Source organism: Flavobacterium sp. PL02 (assembly GCF_035013205.1).
Lineage (GTDB): Bacteria > Bacteroidota > Bacteroidia > Flavobacteriales > Flavobacteriaceae > Flavobacterium.
On sequence record NZ_JAYGJP010000011.1, the window covers coordinates 69,176 to 91,305 of the forward strand.

Consider the following 22,130-nt stretch of genomic DNA (forward strand, 5'->3'; position numbering starts at 1 on the left):
TGTAATAAGACGGAAAAACTTTGTAATAACTTATATTTTTACTTTAAGTAAAAAGTCAGATCGGTACGTTTCGCTTAAAGAAAGAGTAATATTCTCCCCATTTTTTCTTTGATGAAGCAGTACAATTTCGTTGTGATTAAAGAATTGTATAGCGTTCATAGCTATGATTTCCTTTTTATTAACTCGACAAAAATGAGCATCAGGTAATTGCTTTAAAAGGGTATCAAAATTAATGTTTTTTAAGGTAAGCAAACTACCATCTGTAAGTAGCACCGTTTTGTCCCGACTATCTGTTGTGGCTGTTTTTATGTATTGAATTTGGTTAAAATACAACAAGGTTTTGCCTTTGTCGGTATTTAAGTGCATGAATTTTTTTGTAGCCTCAGGTTTATTGAATTGCTCAAGCGCTTTGGAAATTGCTTTTTGCAAACGTTCTATTTTTACAGGCTTTGTAATATAATCTACAGCATCAATATTAAACGCTTCGGCTGCATAATCTTTGTAAGCGGTACAAAAAATAATTAATTTATTCTCTAGTAAACTGGCAAGACTCAATCCGTCAATTCCTGGCATTTCGATATCCGAGATTAATAAATCGAAATCAAGATTAGGAATTTCTGCTAGTAATTTTTCGGGATTATTAAACGTTTTTACAATCTCTAATGTTGGAATTTGTTCACAAAGCATCTTTAGATAAGTTAAACCAGGTAACTCATCATCCAGTAGTAAGCATTTGAGTTTTGTATTCAAGTAGATTAATTTTTAAATGAGCAATGTAAATATCGTTCTCTACAAATTTATCAAGTTTGAATTGATTTTTATAGATAATTTTTAAACGTTGTTCCAATGTGGTGTTTCCGATACCGCTTCGTTCTTTTTTTAATACTTTTTTATCTGATATTTTATTAGAAACCGTCAGTGAGAAATGATTGTCTTTAAATTCGAATATTACCGAGATAAAAGCATCGGCATTTTGTATGTCGGCATGTTTAAAGGCATTTTCGATTAAATCGATAGAAATTAAAGGGGCAAGTAAAGGTTGGTCGTATAATTTTTCGTCTTCACCAATAATAGTCTTGACCTTTAATTCAAAAAGTGGGCTGATTTTTATTTTATTGATTTCGATAAGATTCAGTGCAAACTCGATTTCTTCTTTTGGTGTTACAAGCTTTTTTTTGCTTTCGTAAAGAATATAATCTAACACATTTGCCAGTTTATCCAGAGCAAAATAAGTTTGATATGCATGTGATTGAATCGAATTAAGAATGTTCTTGAAAAGATGTGGATTCAGTTTAGATTCTAATGTTTCCAATTGCAAATCATTTACTTTCATCTCGAGTAAGTAAAAATTCTTTTCGGCTATCTCTTTTGCTTTTCTGGATTGAATTAATTGATAAACGATATAGCCAATTAAAACTACTAGCAAAAGAATTATTGCTAGTAGAAAATTAGTTATAGTGTTGCTTGTTTGCATGTTATTAGTGGCTAGAAACAAATTTTAACCCAATAATTGAAGCTATTAAAGTTGATAAGAAAAATATTCTCCAAAATGTAGCTGGTTCTTTAAATATAAAAATCCCAACCAAAACAGTTCCCACAGCTCCAATTCCTGTCCAGACAGCATAAGCCGTTCCTATAGGTAAAACCTGAGTTGCTTTAAATAATAAAACCATACTTATGGTAAGGCATACAAAAAATCCAATCATCCAGTAGGTAGATACCATTCCAGATGTTTCTTTGGCTTTGCCAAGACAAGAGGCAAAACCTACTTCGAATAGCCCAGCTATTATAAGTAAAATCCAATTCATTTTTTAGGGTTTAATAATTAATACAGAAGGCACGTTACTTAACCAAGTGCTTCTGGAGTCGACTAATGCTTTCCAGCTTTCAAGACTAATAATCATTAGATCTTGTTTATCTAGAAATTCCTTTTTGATGATGCGGTCGCTCATCATAGATATGTTCTTAGGGAATTTTTGCTCTAAGGTACTAATAGCACTCTTAATTACAAAATTAGACTCTATGTTTCCGTTTACATCCAGAATCATGATGTGTGAATTGTTATTGAAAATTAGCTTCTGAGCATAGTCTATCAAGAACGTATCTTCGACACTAAAGATTGGTATAAATACTTGATTTACATTTTGTAATTCTTTGTCGATTAAGATTCCTAAAGGCATTTTAGTTTTCGAAACAATCAATCGGGTTCTTTCGTCAAAAGGAGAATTCTGAAACAATCCTTCTTTCCCAATAAATTTATCTATAAGTCTATCTGGGTTAATGATTCGGGTTGTAAAACCAATTACTTTCCCTAACAATGTTCCTTCAAAAATAGATTGTCCTAGACCAACCAGTAACAGGTCATAATTGCCTTGATTGGCAATGTCGGCAATGTCACTTTCAATGTCTATAGTTGCTTTAAAAATAGTGGTGATTTCTTGTTTAAGAATTTTTGATTCTTCGACAAGTGGGATAAAACTATCTTTCTCTTTATCTTCGATATTAAAAGCATGCATCTCGTCGCTTAAAGATAAGTGCATTGCTGTAACTTGGGAGTTATCCTGCTGTTTCTTGACCATGCTATGTGCCAATCGCAAAAGAGATTTTCCTCTTTCGTTATTTCCAAACGAAATTAAGATTCGGTATTTATTGCTAATTGATGGTTCTTCGAGAACTGGGGTTTCTTTGGTTTTAAACACAAAATCGATTAAATCCAGTGCGGGTCCAGTCATAAAAGTAGTTACCAATGCCATGATAACCATCATTGTAAATACTTCGGGAGTTAGTACTTTGAGCTCTAATCCTATATTTAACACGACCAATTCCATTAATCCCCTTGTGTTCATTAGGGCTCCAATGGTTAAGCTGTCTTTCCAGCTTTGTCCTACGAATTTAGCTGCAAGTGCGCTCCCAAAAAATTTCCCAACAACTGCAACTAATATAATCATTCCGGTTACAGTCCATAAATAAGGATCGTTTATAAGCCCGATTTCGGTTTTTAAACCAGTAAAAACGAAGAAAAGAGGTAGTAATAAAATTACGGATACATCTTCGACTTTCTCGATAAACATGGTTCGGAATTTAGGAACATCAGGCATGATTGCTCCAGTCATAAATGCACCAAAAAGGGCATGAATACCAATAACTTCGGTTGCGTATGAAGATACAATAAGAGTAAGTACAAAAATTGCCACGACAGGTTTGTCTATATTCGATTTTGCTCCGTATAAATCCCCTATTCTTTTTAAGAATGGTTTTACAATATATAACATTGCCAAAACATAAATAACAGCTAGGGAAATGATGTATATCGAGCTAACAAAACTTCCAGCTTTTACAATAGCAATTACTACAGCAAGTAAACACCAGGCAGTAATATCATCGGCAGCAGCACAAGTGATAACGATTGTGCCTAATTTGGTTTTATGAATACCTCGTTCCTGAACGATTCTTGCTAAAACAGGAAAAGCAGTAATACTCATGGCTATTCCCATAAATAAACTAAAGGATAGGAATTTTACACCTTCGGGAGCAAATTGGTTGTAAACAAAATAAGCGAGCCCAATACCTAATGCAAAAGGAATTACGATACTGGCATGACTTATTACAACGGCTTCATTTGCCTTGTTTTTTAATGCGTTTAAGTCGAGTTCCATTCCAATGACAAACATGAAAAGTATTAAACCAATCTGACTTAAAAATTTTAAGTTTCCTAAGGATTCGACAGGAAATAAGGCCATTGCAAATTCAGGAAAATACAAGCCTAATAAGGATGGTCCAAGAGCAATACCGGCAATAATTTCGCCTATTACAGATGGTTGCCCAATACGTTTGAAAATCCACCCAAAAAAACGGGCGACAAAAATAATTGTTATAATTTGGGCTAATAATATGGCTAGTGGGTCTTGAAAATTAGATTGCATCGAAGAAATAAAATCTTGCCAAGAACCTTTTCCTGTACCTACAACTTCTATTGTTTTATTTGCCTCTAAGTATTTACCTTTAGTAATGATCCAGTAAATTAAAGCTGTAAAACCTCCGGTTACCCCTATATAAAACAATGCGTTTTTGTAGTTCTTCATCCTATATTTTAAATAATGTAATTATTTTCTCAAAAATAATACAAATATGAGAAAAGGTAGCTAAGAAATCGTATCAATTTCAATTAACTTATTGTAAAAAAATGACTATAATTTATAGAAAAAACAGTATAAAAGTGTAATCAAATTTTATCCTTTCCTGTGTTTTTCACTACATTTGCAACCATTTTTAATACTTTTATGAAAAAGAAATCAAATGTAGGTTTCTGGGAATCTATTGCCAGAATTATACTTAAAAATAGAATCCTAATATTAGGGATTATTGCAGCCATAACTATTTTTCTTGGCTTGCAATGGAGGAATCTTGGAATGACTTATACGGAAGCTAATTTACTTCCTAAAAAACACATTGTAAACCAACAATATCAAGACTTCTTAAATAAATTTGGGGAAGAAGGGAATCTTATTGTTATCGGTTTTAAAGACGAAACTTTTTTTACACCAAAAAATTATGCTGCCTGGAATGAGTTAATGACAGGATTAAAGGATTCTAAAGCGGTAGATTTAGTTGTTTCGCTAAATGATTTAAAGAAGCTGGAGAAAGATACGGTTGCGGAGAAATTTGTACTTGTTCCTTTTATAGATCAGCACCAAACGGTAAATCCGGAATACCTTAAAAAAATAAAATTTGACTTGTTTAATAATTTGCCTTTCTACGAAGGTTTATTATTTAATAAGCAATCAGGAAGTATTCGTTCGGCAGTTTATCTGAATAAGAAAATTGTAAACACTGCAGCTCGAAAAACATTTATTCTAGAAGAATTAGTTCCTAGAATCGAGAAGTTTGAAAAAACTACAGGAATAGATCTTCGCGTTTCGGGAATGCCATATATCCGAACAATTAATGCGGAGAATATGAAAGGCGAAATTGGACTTTTCATCGGTGCAGCATTACTTATTACTTCATTGATTTTCTTTTTGTTTTTCCGTTCTTTTAGAGCTACATTTATATCAATTTGTATTTTGTTAATTGGGGTAATGTGGTCGTTCGGGACATTAGGATTGTTTCATTATAAAATCACCATCTTAACAGCTGTAATTCCGCCATTGATTATTGTAATCGGGATTACAAATTGTATTTTCCTGATTAATAAATACCAGCAGGAAATAAAGATTCATAACAATCAGGCAAAAGCTTTACAGCGTATTATTTCTAAAATTGGGGTTTCGACTTTAATGACGAATTTAACGACTGCTGTAGGTTTTGCAACGTTTATGATTACGGGTAACGACTTGCTTTTTGAGTTCGGGTTAGTAACTTCTATTAATGTTATATCGGTTTACTTGCTTACGCTTGTAATAGTGCCAATTGTGTATAGTTTTATGCCTTTGCCAAAAGAAAAGCATTTGTACCATTTAAGTAAAAACTACATTTCGTCTTTATTGGATTGGGTAGAGAATGTTGTGAAAAACAAACGAAAAGTAATTTATACAATTTACGGTTTAGCGCTTCTTTTTAGTGTAATAGGAGTTTCTCAAATTAAAGTTTCGGGTAGTTTAATTGGTGAAATGCCAAAGAGTGCTTCGTTTTTTAAGGATATTCTTTTTTATGAAAAAGAGTTTAATGGTGTAATGCCATTGGAGATTATGATTAACACCAAGCATAAAAAAGGTGTTATGAAATTATCTACCATGAAAAAAATGGATGAGTTGCAAGAGACAATTGCTACGATTCCAGAATTATCAAAACCGGTTTCGATAGTAAATTTAGTTAAATATTCTAAACAGGCATTTTATAATGGTAATCCAGAGTACTATGAGTTGCCAACTTCGCAAGAGCAAACATTTATCTTGTCGTATGCTAAAAATGCTACTAAAAACAGTAAAGATAACTTGATGAAAAGTTATGTTGATTCAACTGGGCAATACGCTCGAATCACAACTTTTATGAAAGATATTGGAACTCAGGAAATGGCTCGAGTAGAAGGGAAACTGAAAAAGAGAATAGAAGAGATTTTTCCAAAAGACCGTTACGAGGTTACCTTAACAGGGAAAGCTTTAGTGTTCCAGAAAGGAACTTCGTATTTAGTAGATAATCTTATAGAGTCTTTGATCTTTGCAATTTTAGTAATTGCAGCGCTTATGACTTATTTGTTTAGATCAGGAAAAATGGTAATGGCATCGGTAATTACTAATATTTTACCACTTTGTATAACATCAGGATTAATGGGGTATTTTGGTATTCCACTTAAGCCATCTACAATATTAGTATTTAGTATTGCTTTTGGTATTTCGGTAGATAATGCGATACAGTTTATGGCAAAATACCGACATGATTTATTGCAAAGTAATGGTAAGATTAAAAAATCAGTATTTAGTGCATTAAGAGAAACGGGAATTAGTACGTTTTACACTTCGATTGTGTTGATTTTTGGGTTCGCAACTTTTACATTGTCTAGTTTTAGCGGAACAATTGCTTTAGGAGGATTAATATCTTGTACGTTGCTATTTGCAATGTTTGCAAATTTATTAGTCTTGCCAGCATTGGTCTTGACATTTGAAAAGAAGAAAGCAAAAAAAGAAGATAATATAGAAGGAGAGATTTAATCTCTCCTTTTTTTTGTAAATATATTTCAGGAAGTTATAACTGAATTTGTCTGTCGATTTGTTGGTCTAATGAGATGAAGGTTTCTGTTCTGGAAACACCTTCAATCGCCTGAATTTTGGTGTTTAATAGCTGCATTAAATGTTCGTTGTCACGACATATTATTTTAATTAATATCGACCAGTTTCCTGTTGTGTAGTGACATTCGAGAACTTCGGGTATTTTTTTTAATTCCCTTACTGCTTCTGGATTTCGTGCAGCTTTATCAAGATATACGCCTACAAACGCCATTGTATTATATCCTAGAACTTTATTGTTAACGGTAAATTTTGAACCCGATATTACGCCCGATTGCTCTAGTTTGCGTAATCGCTGGTGAATTGCTGCACCCGAAATTCCGATTTTATTAGCAATCTGTAATATTGGTTTTCGCGCATCCTCCATTAAGTGTCGTAAAATTTCTTTATCGATACCATCTATTTCTATAACGAGTGAGTTGATTTTCATGTGTTGTGATTTGAAACTAATTTGAGTAGTTTGGTTAAAGATAGAAACCAAATTTAATGATAAAACTTTAATTAAGTTCTGAAATCGAAATCTTTGTCAAAGTTTAAAACTTTGACAAAGATGAATTGGGGTGGAAGTTGAGATAAAACAAAAATTTCAAATCTATAAGTGATGTAAGGTTTTGTATTACTTGAAGTTGGGATTTGAGCATAAAAAAAAGCCGCGAAATTCGCAGCTTTTTATTTATTTAGATAAAAGGATTATTTTCCTTTATTTGCTTCAGCAATATATTTTTCTAATGCCATTGTCATTGATGGAGTTTCAGGAGTTGGAGCAAGAATATCTATTCTTAAACCATAATCTAAAGCCTCTTTTTGAGTTGTGCTTCCAAAAACAGCTATCCTAGTTTCGTTTTGTTTGAAATCAGGAAAGTTTTTAAACAATGATTTTATTCCTGTTGGGCTGAAAAAAGCTAAAATGTCATAATAAACATCTGCTAAGTCAGATAAATCACTCATTACTGTTTTGTAAAAAATTGCTTGAGTCCAATCAACTTTTAAGTTGTTTAAAGTAATAGGAGCATCAGCATTTAATTGATCAGAAGCAGGTAGTAAGAATTTTTCGTCTTTGTACTTTTTGATTAATGGAGATAAATCTGCAAAATCTTTAGCACCAACATAAATTTTACGTTTTCTGTACACTACGTATTTTTGTAGGTAAAAAGCAACGGCTTCCGATTGACAAAAATATTTTAATCCTTCAGGAACTTTATAACGCATTTCTTCTGCTACTCTAAAAAAATGATCAACAGCGTTTCTGCTTGTTAAAATGATTGCAGTGTAATGATTAAGATCGATTTTTTGAAGTCGAATCTCTTTAGCGTTAACTCCTTCCACGTGAATGAAAGGTCTGAAATCAATTTTTATTTTGTGTTTCTGTTGGAGCTCAAAATAAGGGGAGTTTTCCACTTTAGGTTCAGGCTGTGACACCAAAATTGTTTTCACTTTCATAAGTTGTAATATTTTCTAAGCACTCCCTTTGGTAAACCAATAATACATAAAATAATAAGGGGCTATTTCAAGAGTGCAAAGATATAAAATAAAATAAAATAACTTACTCAATATTACGTTTTGATAGTTTTTAATTGAAATAAAATAAGAGAACAGGCTAATACATAGTGAAATAGCTAGTATTGTTAGCGGTACATTTTTTGAAATATCGTCATAATAGAACAAAATTGCATTAACTGGAAGGATTAAAATACCGATATAAGCTCTATAAGTTACTTTTTGTAAGTTAAAGTGCTCGATAAATTCTTCAATATTAAAAGAAGTAGCAACAATCTTTTCTATTAAATACTTTGATAAAATAAAAAATCCCAGCAAGGTTACAATTTGGATATAAAGAGTCCAATCAGTTTTTGATGCATGTCCAAAACTACTTAAGGTAAGTTGTATAAAGAATGCAAAAGAAATAATTTGTAAAAAAAATAAGGCAATTGTAAAACCGCTTTTTATGTGGCTGCTATCTCTATATATTTTTGCATATTTATCAGAGAAAATCAATTTTGTAAAGTCTCCAAAACGGCTCTCATAGATAGACTTTGTTATAGCAATAACCGCAAAGCATAACACAAACAAAAGTGTTGCCCAGTCTTTGTTTTCAGTAATTCTTGGATGAAGTTGTTCAATCATAGCGATGCAAAATTAGTAATTTTTTATATCAATACTTTTATTATAACTTTATTATGAATGAAATGCTATAAAAAGTTTACTTTTGCGTTGAAATTACTCAGAAAAATGAATGATTGTATTGTCATAATTCCCACTTACAACGAAATTGAAAACATTGAAAGCATTATAAGAGCTGTGCTTTCTCAACATAAATCTTTTCACCTTCTTATTGTCGATGATAACTCTCCAGATCGTACTGCAGATAAAGTTGTCATGCTTCAAGAGGAGTTTGAAGGGAAATTGTTTTTAGAAAACAGAGCCAAAAAAGCAGGCTTAGGAACTGCTTATGTTCATGGTTTTAAATGGGCTCTGGATCGAAAGTATAATTATATATTCGAAATGGATGCCGATTTTTCGCATAACCCAAATGATCTCGAAAAACTTTTTGATGCTTGCCATTTTGGTGGAGCAGATTTGGCTATTGGATCAAGATATGTAACAGGGGTAAATGTTGTAAACTGGCCATTAAGCCGTGTATTGATGTCATATTTTGCTTCGGTGTATGTAAAATTCATAACAGGTATGAAAATACATGATGCCACAGCTGGATTTGTATGTTATAAAAGAGAAGTCTTGGAGGCTATTAATCTTAACAGAATAAAATTTGTTGGTTATGCTTTTCAGATTGAAATGAAATATAGAACGTATTGCAAGAAATTTGAAATTACCGAGGTTCCTATTATTTTTACTGATAGAACAAAAGGAGTTTCTAAAATGAGTAATGCTATTATAAAAGAGGCAATTTTTGGAGTTATCTCACTTCGACTAAAAAAATTAGTCAATTCATTATAAACCAATATTAAGGATGAATAGGATTTTAATAAAAAATGCTAAAATTGTAAACGAAGGGTCAATTTTTGAAGGCGATTTGCTAATCGAAAATGATATAATTGTAGAGATCTCAGATAGTATAAGTCTAAAGTCTTCTAATTGTGTCGTTATTGATGCCGAAGGAAGTTACTTAATGCCGGGAGCGATAGATGATCAAGTACATTTTAGAGAGCCGGGTTTAACACATAAAGGAGATATCGAATCTGAGTCTAAAGCAGCTGTTGCTGGAGGAATTACTTCGTTTATCGAGCAGCCTAATACTGTTCCTAATGCTGTAACTCAGGAAATATTAGAAGAAAAATACCAAATAGCTTCAAAGAAATCGTATGCGAATTATTCGTTTATGATGGGAGCTACAAATGATAACTTGGAGGAGGTTTTAAAAACAAATCCAAAAAATGTAGCAGGAATTAAGATATTTCTAGGTTCTTCAACCGGAAATATGTTGGTAGATAATGAAGCTACTCTCGAAAAAATATTCTCTAGTACACCAATGCTTATTGCTGTACACTGTGAGGATGAAACAACAATTCAGAATAATTTAGAAAAATATAAGGCAGAGTATGGTGAAGATGTTCCTGTGACGGTACATCATTTAATTCGTAGTGCCGAAGCGTGTTATATTTCTTCATCTAAGGCTATCGCTTTGGCGAAGAAAACAGGAGCTCGTTTGCATATTTTTCACCTTTCGACTGCTAAAGAAATGGAATTGTTTACAAACAAAATCCCTTTGGAAGAAAAGAAAATTACTGCCGAAGTTTGTGTGCATCATTTATGGTTTACAGATGAAGATTATAAAACTAAGGGTAACTTTATAAAATGGAATCCTGCTGTAAAAACTGCCGATGACCGAAAAGCTCTTTGGGAGGCATTACTAGATGGACGAATAGATGTAATTGCTACAGATCATGCGCCACATACTAAAGAAGAAAAGAAACAATCCTATTTAAAAGCTCCTTCTGGAGGTCCTTTGGTTCAGCATGCCGTTGTAGCTATGTTTGAAGCGCATCATCAAGGAAAAATTAGCGTTGAGAAAATCATTGAAAAAATGTGTCACAATCCTGCTAAAATTTTTAAGATTGAAAAAAGAGGTTTTATTAGAGAAGGTTATTATGCCGATTTGGTAATTGTAAATCCTGGTTTACCTTGGAGTGTAAATACAGATAATATTTTGGCAAAATGTAAATGGTCTCCATTTGAGGGATATACATTTAAATCAAGAATTACTCACACTTTTGTAAATGGTCAATTGGTTTACAATGCATTTAAAGTGAAAAACGTTCACGCTGGAAAAAGATTATTATTTGATAGATAAGATATGAAAAAAATAGTCATAATTATTTCGGTACTAATGTTTGCTGTAGGATGCAAGAAAGAACTGGTTCCAAAACCAGAACGACTTGTTGAAAGAGATAAGATGATAGATATTATGTATGACTTATCATTATTAGAAGCAATAAAATACCAGAATCCAATGTCTCTTGATTCTAGCGATACTAATCCTACCAGATTTATATTAAAAAAATATAAAGTGGATAGTTTGCAATTTGTAAAGAGTAATATGTATTACGCTGCAAATTATAATGATTACAAAGACATGTTTGATGAGATTAGTGCGCGTATAGAAAAAAATAAAAAGAAGGTAGATTCTTTAATCAAAATTGAAGAAAAGAAAAAGAAGTCGCTTGAAAAAAATGGCAAAGCTGTTAAAAAAGACACTATTAAAAAACCTAAAGAAGAATTGATAAAAGTAAAGCCGGTTTCGCCTAAAATAGAGATGAAACAGAGTAATTAACTTTTTATAAAGTAGAAACCTCTTTAATATATTGATGGATATTTATGAAGTCAGTTTTTAAAGTGGTTTTTATTTTTTCATTCGAATATAAATCTTTTGTATAAGACGATTTTGCAGTCGCTTTTGTAATCTGTCTTTTCTTCAGGAAAAATGTAGATAGAAACCAATCGATTCTCCATATAATTTTCATAAGTAAAGGACTTGCATGAATTGTAGGTCTTTTTACTTTTAATGCATCAGCAATAGTATTTAGAATATCTCGAAAAACGACATTATCTGCAATTAAAGTAAATCGCTCATTTTTTATCTCGCTTTTCATTAATGTTACGGCGATTCTAACAACATCATCTACAGCAACAAATCCGGTACTTCCCAGCGTATAGAATGAAAGCCCATTGGCTACTTTTGTATAAAGTTCTGCGCTTCCTTGTTCATCACTTTTAGATTTTGGGATAGGACCCATAATTACCCCAGGATTTATAATAACAACATCAAGGCCTTCTTGCCAACTACGCCAAACTTCCATTTCGGCGCCATATTTAGATATTGCATAATCACTATGTGGTTTTTCAGGATTCCATTCTGTTTCTTCGGTTATGATAGTTTCATGCGCTGCAAGGTCTCCAAGAGCGGCTATTGAACTTACAAAACATAATTTTTTTATTTGCTTTGCGATACAAAAATTTACAATGTTTGCAGTGCCTTCGATATTGGTTTTTCGTACTAAGTCTTCGTCCTTTGGGTCAAAAGAGATTAAGGCTGCACAATGATATACATACTCAATATCTGCAAAAGCAATTTCTAATGAGGGAACATCGAGGATATCAGCTTCTGTCCATTGTATTGATTCGAATAAATGAGATTTTTTATATAAATCAAAAACTGATTTTGTTCTTTCTATTTTATTTGCGTTTCGGTAAATTGCCCGAACGTTGTCTCCATTTTCAATTAAATGAAGTAATAAATGTGCGCCAACTAAACCTGTTCCTCCTGTTACTAAAACCATTTTGTAAAGATAATACTTTCGATTTATCTACATACAAATTTCGTATGATTCAGGGTACAGATAATAAATAAGGCATATTAAAAAGTATCTTTTCAATATGCCTTATTTGTTTATAGGATCAAATGTTTTGTTTATTAGAAAATTGTGTATCCTAAAACAAAATCTATTGAGCTATATTTTGCAGAATAAGTTAGATAATCGCGCATTAATTCTTTTTTGGTATTTAATCTTGCTTCGAAGCTAAATTTATTTTTAAAGTTATAACCAAGGCCGAAAGCAAAATTACTTCCAGAACCACTTTCATATTCTCTTGTAGTTTTATTTGTTACATCCGTGTAAGTGATGTTTGTTTTGCTTCCCGCATCAAATGCATAAGCTACGTTTATAAAAATTTTAGAGGTTTGATTTAAAAACATATAATGTCTTATTCCGATAGGGATTTGTATAGAAGTGTATTTTACTTTTGCATTGTTAGGGGTTTCCGGGCTTATTATAAATCCACTAGGAACATTATATGTTTTATCATCTTGGTATGTTTGATAAGCAGGATTTATAAAAATACTCCATTTGTTTTTATTGTATGGAAGGATGTACTCTGCCTCGACACCAAACTTGAAGTTAATTTTATTATCTAGTTGTACGTTATCGCGAAGAAAGTAATCGTTTTCAGTAGATAATGATGCAATGCTTGCGCTAGGTGTTATTTTAACTAGAAAAATTCCTTTGTTTACTTTTCTTTCTTCTTTAGCTAAATTAGGTTTGATGTTATTGTATTTTATGAAATACTTAGTAAGATCTGATTTATTGTAATTAAGTTTTATAATTTCTTTTTCGGTTGTGTTTTCGGCCTTTACATTTTGAAATAGTTGTTGTTTGTATTCATTATTTTCGGCTAGTATTGTTGGGGAGCCGTTAGAATCAATCTGATAATATTTTGTATAAACAAGTTGCTCCACAGGAATCGTTTTTGTTTCGTAAAAATATCTATTAAGGTTTTGATCGGTGTAACTATATAAAGTGGCATCGCCTTTTACAAGAACTTTTAAAAAAATCACTTCTTCTTTAAAAACAGGATTTCTGTCAGCTAATAACTTATTTGGTTCGTCGCTTGTGCGATCTATTTTAATTTTAAATTTTTTAAATGTGGTTTCATTGTCGATCCCGAACTCTTGAACGTTTGCAATGGTTTCGGTTTTAAAGTCGTTGTCACTAAGTTGTGTTTTGTATTTAAAATCTGTTGGATTGTTTTTCCAGTCTATGTTTCTTATGAAACATTCTATGCGACTTCCATCGTTTAAAATATAATATCCTTTTTCAAAAGATATTTGCGCATAAGAAAAAGTAAAAAAGAATAAAAATAAAATAGTAATCAGTAATGGTTTTTTCATGGTAATTTATTAGTTTTTTTGCGAATGTAGCCATTATATATTGCTTTTATTGCATATTAAAGGTTAAAGCATGAATTGTTTAGCTGGGTACAGATGAAGATAGTCTTTATAGTTTGAATTTAATGGTTAATATTTTGCAGGACAGAAATGAAAATCTTTTGTAACAGGAGTGTTTTATAGTATTTACTCCTAACAGAATTAATTATATTTGTAAAAATTATTTTAAAAGAAATGAAAAATTTTATTGAAGAAGTAACTTGGAGAGGAATGCTTCACGACGTTATGCCAGGTACTGAAGAACATTTGATGGAACAAATGAGAGTGGCATATGTGGGAATTGATCCAACTGCGGATTCATTGCATATAGGGCACTTGGTTGGAGTGATGTTATTGAAGCATTTTCAGTTATCAGGACACAAACCATTGGCGTTAGTTGGTGGGGCAACAGGTATGATTGGTGATCCATCGGGAAAATCGAATGAAAGAAATCTACTTGACGAAACAACGTTACGTCATAATCAGGAAGCTATAAAAGGGCAATTGTCTCGATTTTTAGACTTTACTTCAGATGCGGCTAATGCTGCTGAATTGGTGAACAACTACGATTGGATGAAAGAATTCTCATTCCTGGATTTTATTCGTGATGTAGGTAAACATATTACGGTAAATTATATGATGGCAAAAGATTCTGTAAAGAAAAGATTGTCTTCAGAAGCTGCCGAAGGAATGTCGTTTACAGAGTTTACTTATCAGTTAGTTCAAGGATATGACTTTTTGCATTTGTATAAAAACAAACAATGTACCCTACAAATGGGAGGAAGTGACCAATGGGGTAATATCACCACGGGAACGGAATTGGTAAGAAGAATGGAAAGCGGAAAAGCTTATGCTTTAACTTGTCCATTAATTACAAAAGCTGACGGAACAAAATTCGGAAAATCAGAAGGTGGAAATATTTGGCTGGATGCAGCAAGAACATCTCCGTACAAGTTTTACCAATATTGGTTAAATACTTCGGATGTTGATGCTGAAAAATATATTAAAATTTTCACTTTCTTATCAAAAGAAGAAATTGAATCTTTGACAATAGAACATAGAGAGACACCACATTTGCGTATTTTGCAAAAAAGATTGGCTGAAGAAATTACTGTAATGGTACATTCTGCTGCAGATTTAGAAAATGCAATTAAAGCTTCGGGGATCTTATTCGGAAATTCTACTTCAGATGATTTAAAACAATTAGATGAAGCGACTTTCTTAGATGTTTTTGACGGTGTGCCTCAAGCAGAAATTGCTAAAGCCGACCTTGAAAACGGATTGGAGATCATAAATGTTCTGAATGAGAAAACAGGATTCTTTAAGTCGAATGGTGAAGCTAGACGTGCTCTTACAGCTAATTCTATTTCGGTTAACAGAGAAAAAATAACAGAGGAATTTGTTCTTTCTAATAAAGATTTAATAAACAATCAGTTTGTTTTATTACAAAGCGGAAAGAAAAATTATTTTGTGATTAGAGTAGTATAATTGGTGAATCGTTTAATTGTTTTTTTTCGTTTAACCAATAAACGGATTAACTTTTTTAAAGTACCATTAAATTACAACCTCGAATATCAGAGTTATCAAAACGTCCCAATACCTCGAAAGAGTTGTTGGGATATTTTTTGCCCAAATCTTGCGTAGCGATAAAGGAGCAGGAATTAATATTGGCTAAGTCGATTACGTTTATACCACCAGTTTTTCCTTCTTTTACGTAAGTTAAAGCATCTTCGGTATCACGAATAAGAACTTGTATCCACGAAGGACATTCAAAAATTCCTTCACCCAAAGAATAAGCTTGCGATAATAATTCGGTCATACCATACTCAGAATGTATTGCAGATACTCCAAAGCCTTCACATAATTCTTTGTGTAATTCTTCGCGAATCATTTCTTTGCGTTTGCCTTTCATTCCACCAGTTTCCATGATGATGGTATTTTGTAGTTTAAACGAGTTTTTTTCGATTAAATCTAATAAAGCATATGTTACACCAATTAAGATAGTATTTTGTCCTGACTGGTCTAATTCGATTAGCTTTTGGGTAAGTTCTTCGTGGTTGTGTAAATAAAACCCACTTTCTGGATGGTTTGATAATTTAATTAAATCTTCGACCATGTATATTAAAGAAGATCCTTCGCGTTCTAGATAAGAAGGTAAAAGTGCTAGTACAGCATAATCTTCGATGTTACCATAAAATTCTGAAAATCCTTTGCGATAACTTTCTTCATACAAAGAGACATCAGTTACAATATGCTTGCTTGTAATCATTCCTGTTGTGCCACTACTAGTAAAAGTAACTTGTGCAGGATTAGAATTTGAAACTACATTATGACTCTTAAAGAACTGGATTGGTAAGAAAGGGATTTGAGTAAGAGACTTTACCTTTTGCGGATCTGTTTTAAGATAATCACAGAATGTTCGATATACTACGTTGTTTTCGTATTGAAAGCGAAACACTTTCAACGCTATTTTTTCAAATTGCTTTTGATTGGAAATCGTAAATATATCGGTTGTTGTAATCAAGATCTTTTTTTTGCAAAGGTAATTTATTTAAAAGAAAAAGCTCCAATATTACTTTGGAGCTTTTTTATGTTTTTATTTTTAAAAATTACCTGACAATTAGCTTTCTAGTTGCAGTTGCGTTCTCTTCGTTTATTTTTATGATATAAACACCTGGCGAAAGATTAGAAACATTAAGCTCTTTAGAACTTATTTGTGTCTGTAGGACTTTTTTCCCCAGTACGTCAAAAATGGTTATCTCTTTTTCTAAATCATTTTTAGACGAAATGTATACTTTACCGTTACTCACAGGGTTTGGGTACAAACTTAAGCCCTCTATAACAGTGCCGTCTTGCGGTTTTGGCAGTTGTTTACTGTCTTGTGCCGAGACACTTACAGTAAAGAAAAAAGCCAATAAGAATGTAATATAAAAGTAGTTTTTTGCCATCACTTAAATTTAGTATTAGTAAATATACAAAAAAGTTTTCAAAAACTACGCCAAAAAAAAACATCCTATAAATTTAGGATGTTTTTAACATTTTATTTCGAAGTTATTAGAAATCAACTAATCAATAAAGAATTGTGTGTTTTTCTAAAACTTTATTTAATTACTTAGTCCAGTTACCCCAAGTAGGTAATTCAGCACCAGCACCAGCACCAGTTGCACCAGTAGTTGTTCCTGATAATTTAGCACCATCAAAAACAGTTACAGAAGCTCCAAAAGTATAGTTTGTGATAGTAAAGTTACCAGCAGCGATATTTGCAGTTGCACCAGCATCAGTTGATAATTTAGTAAGGTCTTTAGGCATTCCATCAGCAACATATAAGTTTGTGTAAGCTTGTTTTCCACCACCTTCTTTATAGTTGATTGATTTTTCGTCAGCTGGGAAAGCAGCATCACCTTTAATGATAGAGATATTAATGATTTTAGCATCAGTCATTGGAACAGCTGTACTTGGATTTTTTTGGTTGGTAGATCCTTCAACACCTGCTTTAGTAACACCTTTGATGTAAACGTTTGTAGCAGTACCTTGCCATCCGTCAGCAAAATCTAATGAATCATCATAAGAATTGATAATTACTAAGTTAGAAGCGTTTACTGCTCCTCCGAAGAATTCAATTCCGTCATCACCACTTTCAAAAGTGTAGATATCAGATACTATTGTTCCTGAACCTACCCCGAAGAAAGAAACTCCATTGTATTCTTTTTCAGCAGTGTATTTAGAACCTGTGTAAGAAATTTTTAAGAAGTTGATATTTCCAGAAGAATCTGCATTGTTATTACCTCCATAGCTTAAAGCACCTACTTCAGAAGTACCATTGTCTCCTGTGTTCACTTTTGCATTACCAGCGATAATTAATCCACCCCAGTCACTTTGAGCAGGAGTAGCTTTTCCAGATGTCATAATAACTGGTTTAGCAGCAGTACCATTGATGTTGATTTTAGCATTTCTCTCTACAGCAATGAATAAAGAAGTAGCTTCTGCAGTAGCAGAACTTTTAATTACCGTTCCGGCAGGAATTACTAAAGTAGCTCCACCTTTAACAACTAAACCTCCAGTTAAAGTGTAAGTTTTAGTAGGGTCTAAAGTTACAACACCTTCATTGATGTCTCCCTTTAAATCGTCAACCTTTAATACGAAATTACTTTTGTTTTCGTCCTTTTTGTTGTTGTTATCATCAGAACTACAGCTTGTTAAAGCAAGTCCTAATATTGCAGTCATCGCAAATAATGATTTTTTCATTTTGTTGTGTTTTATTGTTTTGATTTATTTAAGGCAAAGTAAACGAACATATGTTTTTGCTGAGTTAAGACCATATTAACAATATATTAAGTATATTGAGTAAAAAATAAACCCGCTTAATGTAAAATTTACATTGAATTTTGATAAATAAAAAAAAGGTGATTAGATAATACTAATCACCTTTTGAAATTTTTATGGTTTTACTTTTAGAATGTATAGCTTAAAGTAAGTCTAAAATCTGAACCTGCTTTATATGAAATTGCAGTAATATCACCAACAGATTCTTTTCCTGGTACTTTTCCTTGTTCTTGTACACGATTGAAAGCCGGGTTTAAAATATTATTGTAAATAAAGCCTAATTTTAAGTTTTTAGTCAAACTTGCATTAGCGATAAAGTCTAGTTTATTTACAGCTTTATCAACTAAGTTTCCTACTTGTCCGGTTCCAATAACAGCTAATTTATCTGAAAAATAAGAGTATGATATTGTTGTAGTTATATCCTGACCTTCTCTGAATTCATTTAAAAATGATAAGTTAGCATTGGCAAGGAAATTAGAAGCCCCTGTTAATTTACTCTCTGTAAAAGTAAAGTTTGCCCCAAAATCATTTTCGTTATTTACTTTCTCATTACTTAAATCCTGATTTGTATAAAGGTAAGACCCATTGGCATCAAACGAAAGTTTTGTCTTTAGGTTGTTACTGTTTTCAATTTCAAAAATGTCTTTTCTAAATTCTAATTCAACCCCTGCTACAGTTGCTTTGTCTCCTGTATTAGCATAAGTAATATCATTTGAAGATGAATTAAGGAACATTTCGTTGATTGGATTTTGAATGATTTTTCCAAATGCAGTAACAGAAATTAATTCGCCTGCCTTAGGAAAAAATTCCCATCCTAAATCAAAGTTATAATTTGTTGAAGCATACAAATTAGGGTTTCCTTCGTATGCTTGTGCGACATCTTCGTAAATAATAGGCACTTTTTCTTTAAACTGAGGTAACGTATATGTTTTACTTGCAGAGAATTTTAAATTCTGCTTTTCATTCAAGGTATACTTTGAAATTAAACTTGGTAATATGTTAAACTTTGACTCATCTGAACTATCCCCATCAGGAACTGTGGTTGTGATATAGGAAACATTCTGAGTCAATTGTTCCAGTCTCGCACCTAATATCACACTCAATCTATCAGTTAAAGAGTATTGAACATTAGCGAACGCAGCATTGATATATAAATTTCCATTATACAATTGGCTAATTCTGTTTGAGTAAGATGAACCCCAATGGGCAGGGTCTAAATAGTTGTCTACGTGATGTATGTCTTCTTTAGGGAAAGAAATTGTAGTTCTGTTTGGGAAGAATGAATATTGCTCCATTTTGTAATCTACATCCTTGAACTTTCCTGAATAACCAACAGTTACTTTTCCTTTGTATGTGTCATCGCTTTTTTTGCTGAAATTATATGATAATGCAATATTAGCAGCGATTTCATTCTCTTTTAAGTCCTGAAAAAATCGGTGATTATTGATGTTTGAATTGGTGAAAAATGTATAGTCAATGCCATTAGGTGCATGTACAAAAGAGTTTTGCATACGATCTGGTATTGCGCTTTCAGACATGCTGTATCCTACTCCCCAATTTAAATTCCACTGATCGTTGAATTTGTTTTTCCCTGTTAATTGGTTTACAATTAATTGAGTTCTTTCAAATGTTCCACGTTTGATAAAACCTGAAATTTGTTGATGAGCGTCTCCACCACCGTCAAAATTCTGGTTAGTTCCTTCATACTCACTGTAATCCTGATCACTTGAATTTAAGAATAAAGAAGTAAAGAAGATTGAGTTTTTATTATTGATTTTATAATCAGCCGTAGCCATAACAGTTGTTGTAGTGTTATGTTTGTATGCTGTTCTGTAAAAATCTGAAAAGATATCTCCGTCAGCACTAATCCCGCCTCTGCTATATCCTTCTGTAAATTTATTTCTTGCACTAAAAGAACCTGTAACAAAAGTTGCTATTGAGCTTTCGTCATTTATATTAAACTTCTTTCCTGCAGATAGTGTGTAGAATGCATTCAATACATTTTTGTTTTCTTGTCTGTCCCAGCTCGTTGAATAATTATATGGTTGAAGCGGAGAATTAGGAACGCCTACTTTTTTGAATCCAGTGTAAGAAGGTCCGTCTTGTAAATAGAAATGATCTTGCCCCAAGACGTTTGTATTGGCACCTGTTCCTATTGAAAAGCTGATAAAAGGTTTTCCGCTGAATTTTTTTGAACTGATGTCAATATTTGCTCCACCAAAATCCGCATAATTTTGAGCCTCAAATGTTTTACTTACTCCGATATTATCTACAATGTTAGTAGTAAAAATATCTAAAAGGATATTTTTATTCGCAGGATTATTTGATGGTAATGGAAGTCCGTTTAAAGTAGTAACATTATAACGGTCACCCAATCCTCTTACGAAAACATTTCCTGAGTCGTCATTTTTAGAAACACCACTTACTTTAGATACTGCATTTGCAACATCGTTAATTCCTTTTCTTGAAATTTCTTCTGCACCAATAGCAGATTTAAAGGCAACTGCATTTTTTTGTTCTAAAAGTAAAGCAGATTCTTTTTGTTTACTTACAGGCGAAGCTTTTATTACAACATCTTTTAGCGTATAACTCCCCGAAGATAACGCTTGATTAACAGTTGTAGTTTCATTCGATTTAACAATTACTGGAACTTCTACAGTTTCATACCCCAAGAAACTATAAATTACAGTATAGCTACCAGGAGCTATGTTTATCGAATATTTACCATCGATGTCGGTATTTGCACTGTTGTTTGTTCCTTTAATAAGGACATTTGCAAATGGTAGTGCTTCATTATTAGTTTGTTTGTCTGTTAAAACCCCAGAAATTGTACCTTTGGTCTGAGCCATAGAAACAGCACAAATAAATAATGTAATAAATAGAAATTTTAAGTTGAATTTCATTTTCGTTTGTTGTTTGTTTATTTTTTTGCAAATAAAAGACGGTTTTGTAAAGTTCGTGTTAGCTGCTTGTTATTGTTTTGTCTCTAATATATTATGAAATTGTTATGAGATTAAATTACGGTTAACACTACTTTTTAACAGTTGATTTATTATTACCTTTACACTCGCAACTACAATCATTGAATATTATATCGTATAAGTATCAATGAGATAACCCAATTTTTTGCTATTTTATGAAAAAAACACAAACTAAGATTTTACTAGTAGATGATGAACCGGATATTTTAGAAATTGTTGGATATAACCTATCTCAAGAAGGGTATCAAATAATTACAGCCTCAAACGGAAAAGATGCAATTGCAAAAGCACAAAAGGAATTGCCAGATCTTATAATAATGGATGTTATGATGGCTGAAATGGATGGTATGGAAGCTTGTGAACACATCCGAAAAATACCTGAACTAAATAACGTTATCATTACATTCCTAACTGCAAGAAGTGAAGATTACTCACAAGTAGCTGGTTTTGACGCTGGAGCAGATGATTATATCACTAAGCCTATTAAACCAAAATTACTAGTAAGTAAGGTAAAAGCATTATTGAGACGTTTAAAAGAACAAGAAGTTAGTAGTGATACATTAAACGTAGGTGGAATCGAAATTAATCGTGAAGAATATAAAATCGTAAAAGATAATATAGAAATCGCTTTGCCTAGAAAAGAATTTGAATTGTTCTACTTATTGGCTTCAAAACCAGGAAAAGTATTTAAACGTGATGAAATACTTGATAAGGTTTGGGGTAATGAAGTAGTTGTAGGCGGAAGAACGATTGATGTACACATTCGAAAATTAAGAGAAAAAATTGGAGAAGATTTATTTAAAACCATCAAAGGAGTAGGTTACAAATTCGAGGTTTAAAATAAAGATTACCAACCAAAAGCATAATGCAAAGAAATCAGAATTA

19 protein-coding genes are annotated in these 22,130 nt (G+C 32.3%); 6 read left to right on the plus strand and 13 right to left on the minus strand.

Features of this window, described 5'->3' with window-relative positions:
• Nucleotides 1-30: 30 nt before the first annotated feature.
• From SHI72_RS21555 to SHI72_RS21570, 4 genes are read right to left on the minus strand one after another with little or no spacing between them, the layout of a single operon-like run.
• Nucleotides 31-750, minus strand: coding sequence for a LytR/AlgR family response regulator transcription factor (locus SHI72_RS21555; protein ID WP_323491368.1), 720 nt, complete (start codon nucleotides 748-750; stop codon nucleotides 31-33).
• Nucleotides 716-1,474 carry a sensor histidine kinase gene (locus tag SHI72_RS21560; protein ID WP_035617363.1) on the minus strand — a complete coding sequence of 253 codons (759 nt, stop codon included), beginning with the start codon at nucleotides 1,472-1,474 and terminating at the stop codon, nucleotides 716-718. The genes SHI72_RS21555 and SHI72_RS21560 overlap by 35 nt, the downstream gene beginning before the upstream one ends.
• A 4-nt stretch (nucleotides 1,475-1,478) precedes the next feature.
• A complete protein-coding gene (locus tag SHI72_RS21565; RefSeq protein ID WP_035617362.1) occupies nucleotides 1,479-1,808 on the minus strand; it encodes a DMT family transporter in 330 nt (109 codons plus the stop codon).
• A 3-nt stretch (nucleotides 1,809-1,811) separates the two neighbouring features.
• A complete protein-coding gene (locus SHI72_RS21570; protein WP_039115874.1) occupies nucleotides 1,812-4,082 on the minus strand; it encodes a cation:proton antiporter in 2,271 nt (756 codons plus the stop codon).
• 198 nt (nucleotides 4,083-4,280) lie between these two features.
• Between SHI72_RS21570 and SHI72_RS21575 the strand changes: the two genes are divergently transcribed.
• Nucleotides 4,281-6,647 carry an efflux RND transporter permease subunit gene (locus SHI72_RS21575; protein ID WP_323491369.1) on the plus strand — a complete coding sequence of 789 codons (2,367 nt, stop codon included), beginning with the start codon at nucleotides 4,281-4,283 and terminating at the stop codon, nucleotides 6,645-6,647.
• A gap of 34 nt (nucleotides 6,648-6,681) precedes the next feature.
• Here the strand turns inward: SHI72_RS21575 and SHI72_RS21580 are convergent, their stop codons facing one another.
• From SHI72_RS21580 to SHI72_RS21590, 3 genes are all read right to left on the minus strand, one after another.
• A complete protein-coding gene (locus SHI72_RS21580) occupies nucleotides 6,682-7,152 on the minus strand; it encodes an Lrp/AsnC family transcriptional regulator (RefSeq protein ID WP_035617352.1) in 471 nt (156 codons plus the stop codon).
• A gap of 260 nt (nucleotides 7,153-7,412) precedes the next feature.
• Complete coding sequence (locus SHI72_RS21585; protein ID WP_039115878.1) at nucleotides 7,413-8,162, minus strand: uroporphyrinogen-III synthase; 750 nt, start codon at nucleotides 8,160-8,162, stop codon at nucleotides 7,413-7,415.
• Between the two features lie 15 nt (nucleotides 8,163-8,177).
• Nucleotides 8,178-8,846, minus strand: coding sequence for a DUF4271 domain-containing protein (locus SHI72_RS21590; protein ID WP_039115880.1), 669 nt, complete (start codon nucleotides 8,844-8,846; stop codon nucleotides 8,178-8,180).
• Between the two features lie 105 nt (nucleotides 8,847-8,951).
• Here SHI72_RS21590 and SHI72_RS21595 point away from each other — a divergent pair, with 105 nt between their 5' ends.
• From SHI72_RS21595 to SHI72_RS21605, 3 genes are read left to right on the plus strand one after another with little or no spacing between them, the layout of a single operon-like run.
• Complete coding sequence (locus SHI72_RS21595) at nucleotides 8,952-9,677, plus strand: polyprenol monophosphomannose synthase (protein WP_039115882.1); 726 nt, start codon at nucleotides 8,952-8,954, stop codon at nucleotides 9,675-9,677.
• Nucleotides 9,678-9,690: 13 nt separating this feature from the next.
• Entirely contained in the window at nucleotides 9,691-11,031 is a 1,341-nt protein-coding gene (locus tag SHI72_RS21600; protein WP_039117888.1) for a dihydroorotase, read from the plus strand.
• A 3-nt stretch (nucleotides 11,032-11,034) separates the two neighbouring features.
• Entirely contained in the window at nucleotides 11,035-11,511 is a 477-nt protein-coding gene (locus SHI72_RS21605) for a DUF4296 domain-containing protein (RefSeq protein ID WP_052249994.1), read from the plus strand.
• 4 nt (nucleotides 11,512-11,515) lie between these two features.
• Here the strand turns inward: SHI72_RS21605 and SHI72_RS21610 are convergent, their stop codons facing one another.
• Both SHI72_RS21610 and SHI72_RS21615 read right to left on the minus strand, forming a co-directional pair.
• Nucleotides 11,516-12,517, minus strand: a complete 1,002-nt coding sequence (locus SHI72_RS21610) for an NAD-dependent epimerase/dehydratase family protein (RefSeq protein WP_323491371.1) — start codon at nucleotides 12,515-12,517, stop codon at nucleotides 11,516-11,518.
• Nucleotides 12,518-12,651: 134 nt separating this feature from the next.
• On the minus strand, nucleotides 12,652-13,905 hold the full coding sequence (locus SHI72_RS21615; protein ID WP_323491372.1) for an outer membrane beta-barrel protein: 1,254 nt from the start codon (nucleotides 13,903-13,905) through the stop codon (nucleotides 12,652-12,654).
• Between the two features lie 231 nt (nucleotides 13,906-14,136).
• Between SHI72_RS21615 and tyrS the strand changes: the two genes are divergently transcribed.
• The gene (gene tyrS, locus SHI72_RS21620) at nucleotides 14,137-15,429 is read left to right on the plus strand and encodes a tyrosine--tRNA ligase (protein WP_323491373.1); all 1,293 of its coding nucleotides are present in this window, start codon (nucleotides 14,137-14,139) and stop codon (nucleotides 15,427-15,429) included.
• Nucleotides 15,430-15,484: 55 nt separating this feature from the next.
• On the opposite strand, the gene SHI72_RS21625 is transcribed toward tyrS, so the two are convergent.
• The 4 genes from SHI72_RS21625 to SHI72_RS21640 all read right to left on the minus strand — a co-directional run bounded on the left by SHI72_RS21625 (nucleotide 15,485) and on the right by SHI72_RS21640 (nucleotide 21,167).
• Complete coding sequence (locus SHI72_RS21625) at nucleotides 15,485-16,465, minus strand: acyl transferase (RefSeq protein WP_323491374.1); 981 nt, start codon at nucleotides 16,463-16,465, stop codon at nucleotides 15,485-15,487.
• Nucleotides 16,466-16,550: 85 nt separating this feature from the next.
• Nucleotides 16,551-16,889 carry a T9SS type A sorting domain-containing protein gene (locus tag SHI72_RS21630; protein WP_039115888.1) on the minus strand — a complete coding sequence of 113 codons (339 nt, stop codon included), beginning with the start codon at nucleotides 16,887-16,889 and terminating at the stop codon, nucleotides 16,551-16,553.
• A gap of 160 nt (nucleotides 16,890-17,049) precedes the next feature.
• A complete protein-coding gene (locus tag SHI72_RS21635; protein WP_323491375.1) occupies nucleotides 17,050-18,186 on the minus strand; it encodes a hypothetical protein in 1,137 nt (378 codons plus the stop codon).
• Nucleotides 18,187-18,392: 206 nt separating this feature from the next.
• Complete coding sequence (locus SHI72_RS21640; protein WP_323491376.1) at nucleotides 18,393-21,167, minus strand: TonB-dependent receptor; 2,775 nt, start codon at nucleotides 21,165-21,167, stop codon at nucleotides 18,393-18,395.
• A 233-nt stretch (nucleotides 21,168-21,400) separates the two neighbouring features.
• On the opposite strand from SHI72_RS21640, the gene SHI72_RS21645 reads away from it, so the two are divergent.
• Nucleotides 21,401-22,084 carry a response regulator transcription factor gene (locus SHI72_RS21645; RefSeq protein ID WP_035617332.1) on the plus strand — a complete coding sequence of 228 codons (684 nt, stop codon included), beginning with the start codon at nucleotides 21,401-21,403 and terminating at the stop codon, nucleotides 22,082-22,084.
• The last annotated feature ends 46 nt before the right edge of the window (nucleotides 22,085-22,130 follow it).

What these genes read in the sequence shown, in the direction of transcription:
- SHI72_RS21560 (WP_035617363.1), bottom strand. Translation starts at nt 1,474, where the DNA reads ATGCAAACAAGCAACACTATAACTAATTTTCTACTAGCAATAATTCTT.
- SHI72_RS21565 (WP_035617362.1), bottom strand. Translation starts at nt 1,808, where the DNA reads ATGAATTGGATTTTACTTATAATAGCTGGGCTATTCGAAGTAGGTTTT.
- SHI72_RS21570 (WP_039115874.1), bottom strand. Translation starts at nt 4,082, where the DNA reads ATGAAGAACTACAAAAACGCATTGTTTTATATAGGGGTAACCGGAGGT.
- SHI72_RS21575 (WP_323491369.1), top strand. Translation starts at nt 4,281, where the DNA reads ATGAAAAAGAAATCAAATGTAGGTTTCTGGGAATCTATTGCCAGAATT.
- SHI72_RS21580 (WP_035617352.1), bottom strand. Translation starts at nt 7,152, where the DNA reads ATGAAAATCAACTCACTCGTTATAGAAATAGATGGTATCGATAAAGAA.
- SHI72_RS21585 (WP_039115878.1), bottom strand. Translation starts at nt 8,162, where the DNA reads ATGAAAGTGAAAACAATTTTGGTGTCACAGCCTGAACCTAAAGTGGAA.
- SHI72_RS21590 (WP_039115880.1), bottom strand. Translation starts at nt 8,846, where the DNA reads ATGATTGAACAACTTCATCCAAGAATTACTGAAAACAAAGACTGGGCA.
- SHI72_RS21595 (WP_039115882.1), top strand. Translation starts at nt 8,952, where the DNA reads ATGAATGATTGTATTGTCATAATTCCCACTTACAACGAAATTGAAAAC.
- SHI72_RS21600 (WP_039117888.1), top strand. Translation starts at nt 9,691, where the DNA reads ATGAATAGGATTTTAATAAAAAATGCTAAAATTGTAAACGAAGGGTCA.
- SHI72_RS21605 (WP_052249994.1), top strand. Translation starts at nt 11,035, where the DNA reads ATGAAAAAAATAGTCATAATTATTTCGGTACTAATGTTTGCTGTAGGA.
- SHI72_RS21610 (WP_323491371.1), bottom strand. Translation starts at nt 12,517, where the DNA reads ATGGTTTTAGTAACAGGAGGAACAGGTTTAGTTGGCGCACATTTATTA.
- SHI72_RS21615 (WP_323491372.1), bottom strand. Translation starts at nt 13,905, where the DNA reads ATGAAAAAACCATTACTGATTACTATTTTATTTTTATTCTTTTTTACT.
- tyrS (WP_323491373.1), top strand. Translation starts at nt 14,137, where the DNA reads ATGAAAAATTTTATTGAAGAAGTAACTTGGAGAGGAATGCTTCACGAC.
- SHI72_RS21630 (WP_039115888.1), bottom strand. Translation starts at nt 16,889, where the DNA reads ATGGCAAAAAACTACTTTTATATTACATTCTTATTGGCTTTTTTCTTT.
- SHI72_RS21635 (WP_323491375.1), bottom strand. Translation starts at nt 18,186, where the DNA reads ATGAAAAAATCATTATTTGCGATGACTGCAATATTAGGACTTGCTTTA.
- SHI72_RS21640 (WP_323491376.1), bottom strand. Translation starts at nt 21,167, where the DNA reads ATGAAATTCAACTTAAAATTTCTATTTATTACATTATTTATTTGTGCT.
- SHI72_RS21645 (WP_035617332.1), top strand. Translation starts at nt 21,401, where the DNA reads ATGAAAAAAACACAAACTAAGATTTTACTAGTAGATGATGAACCGGAT.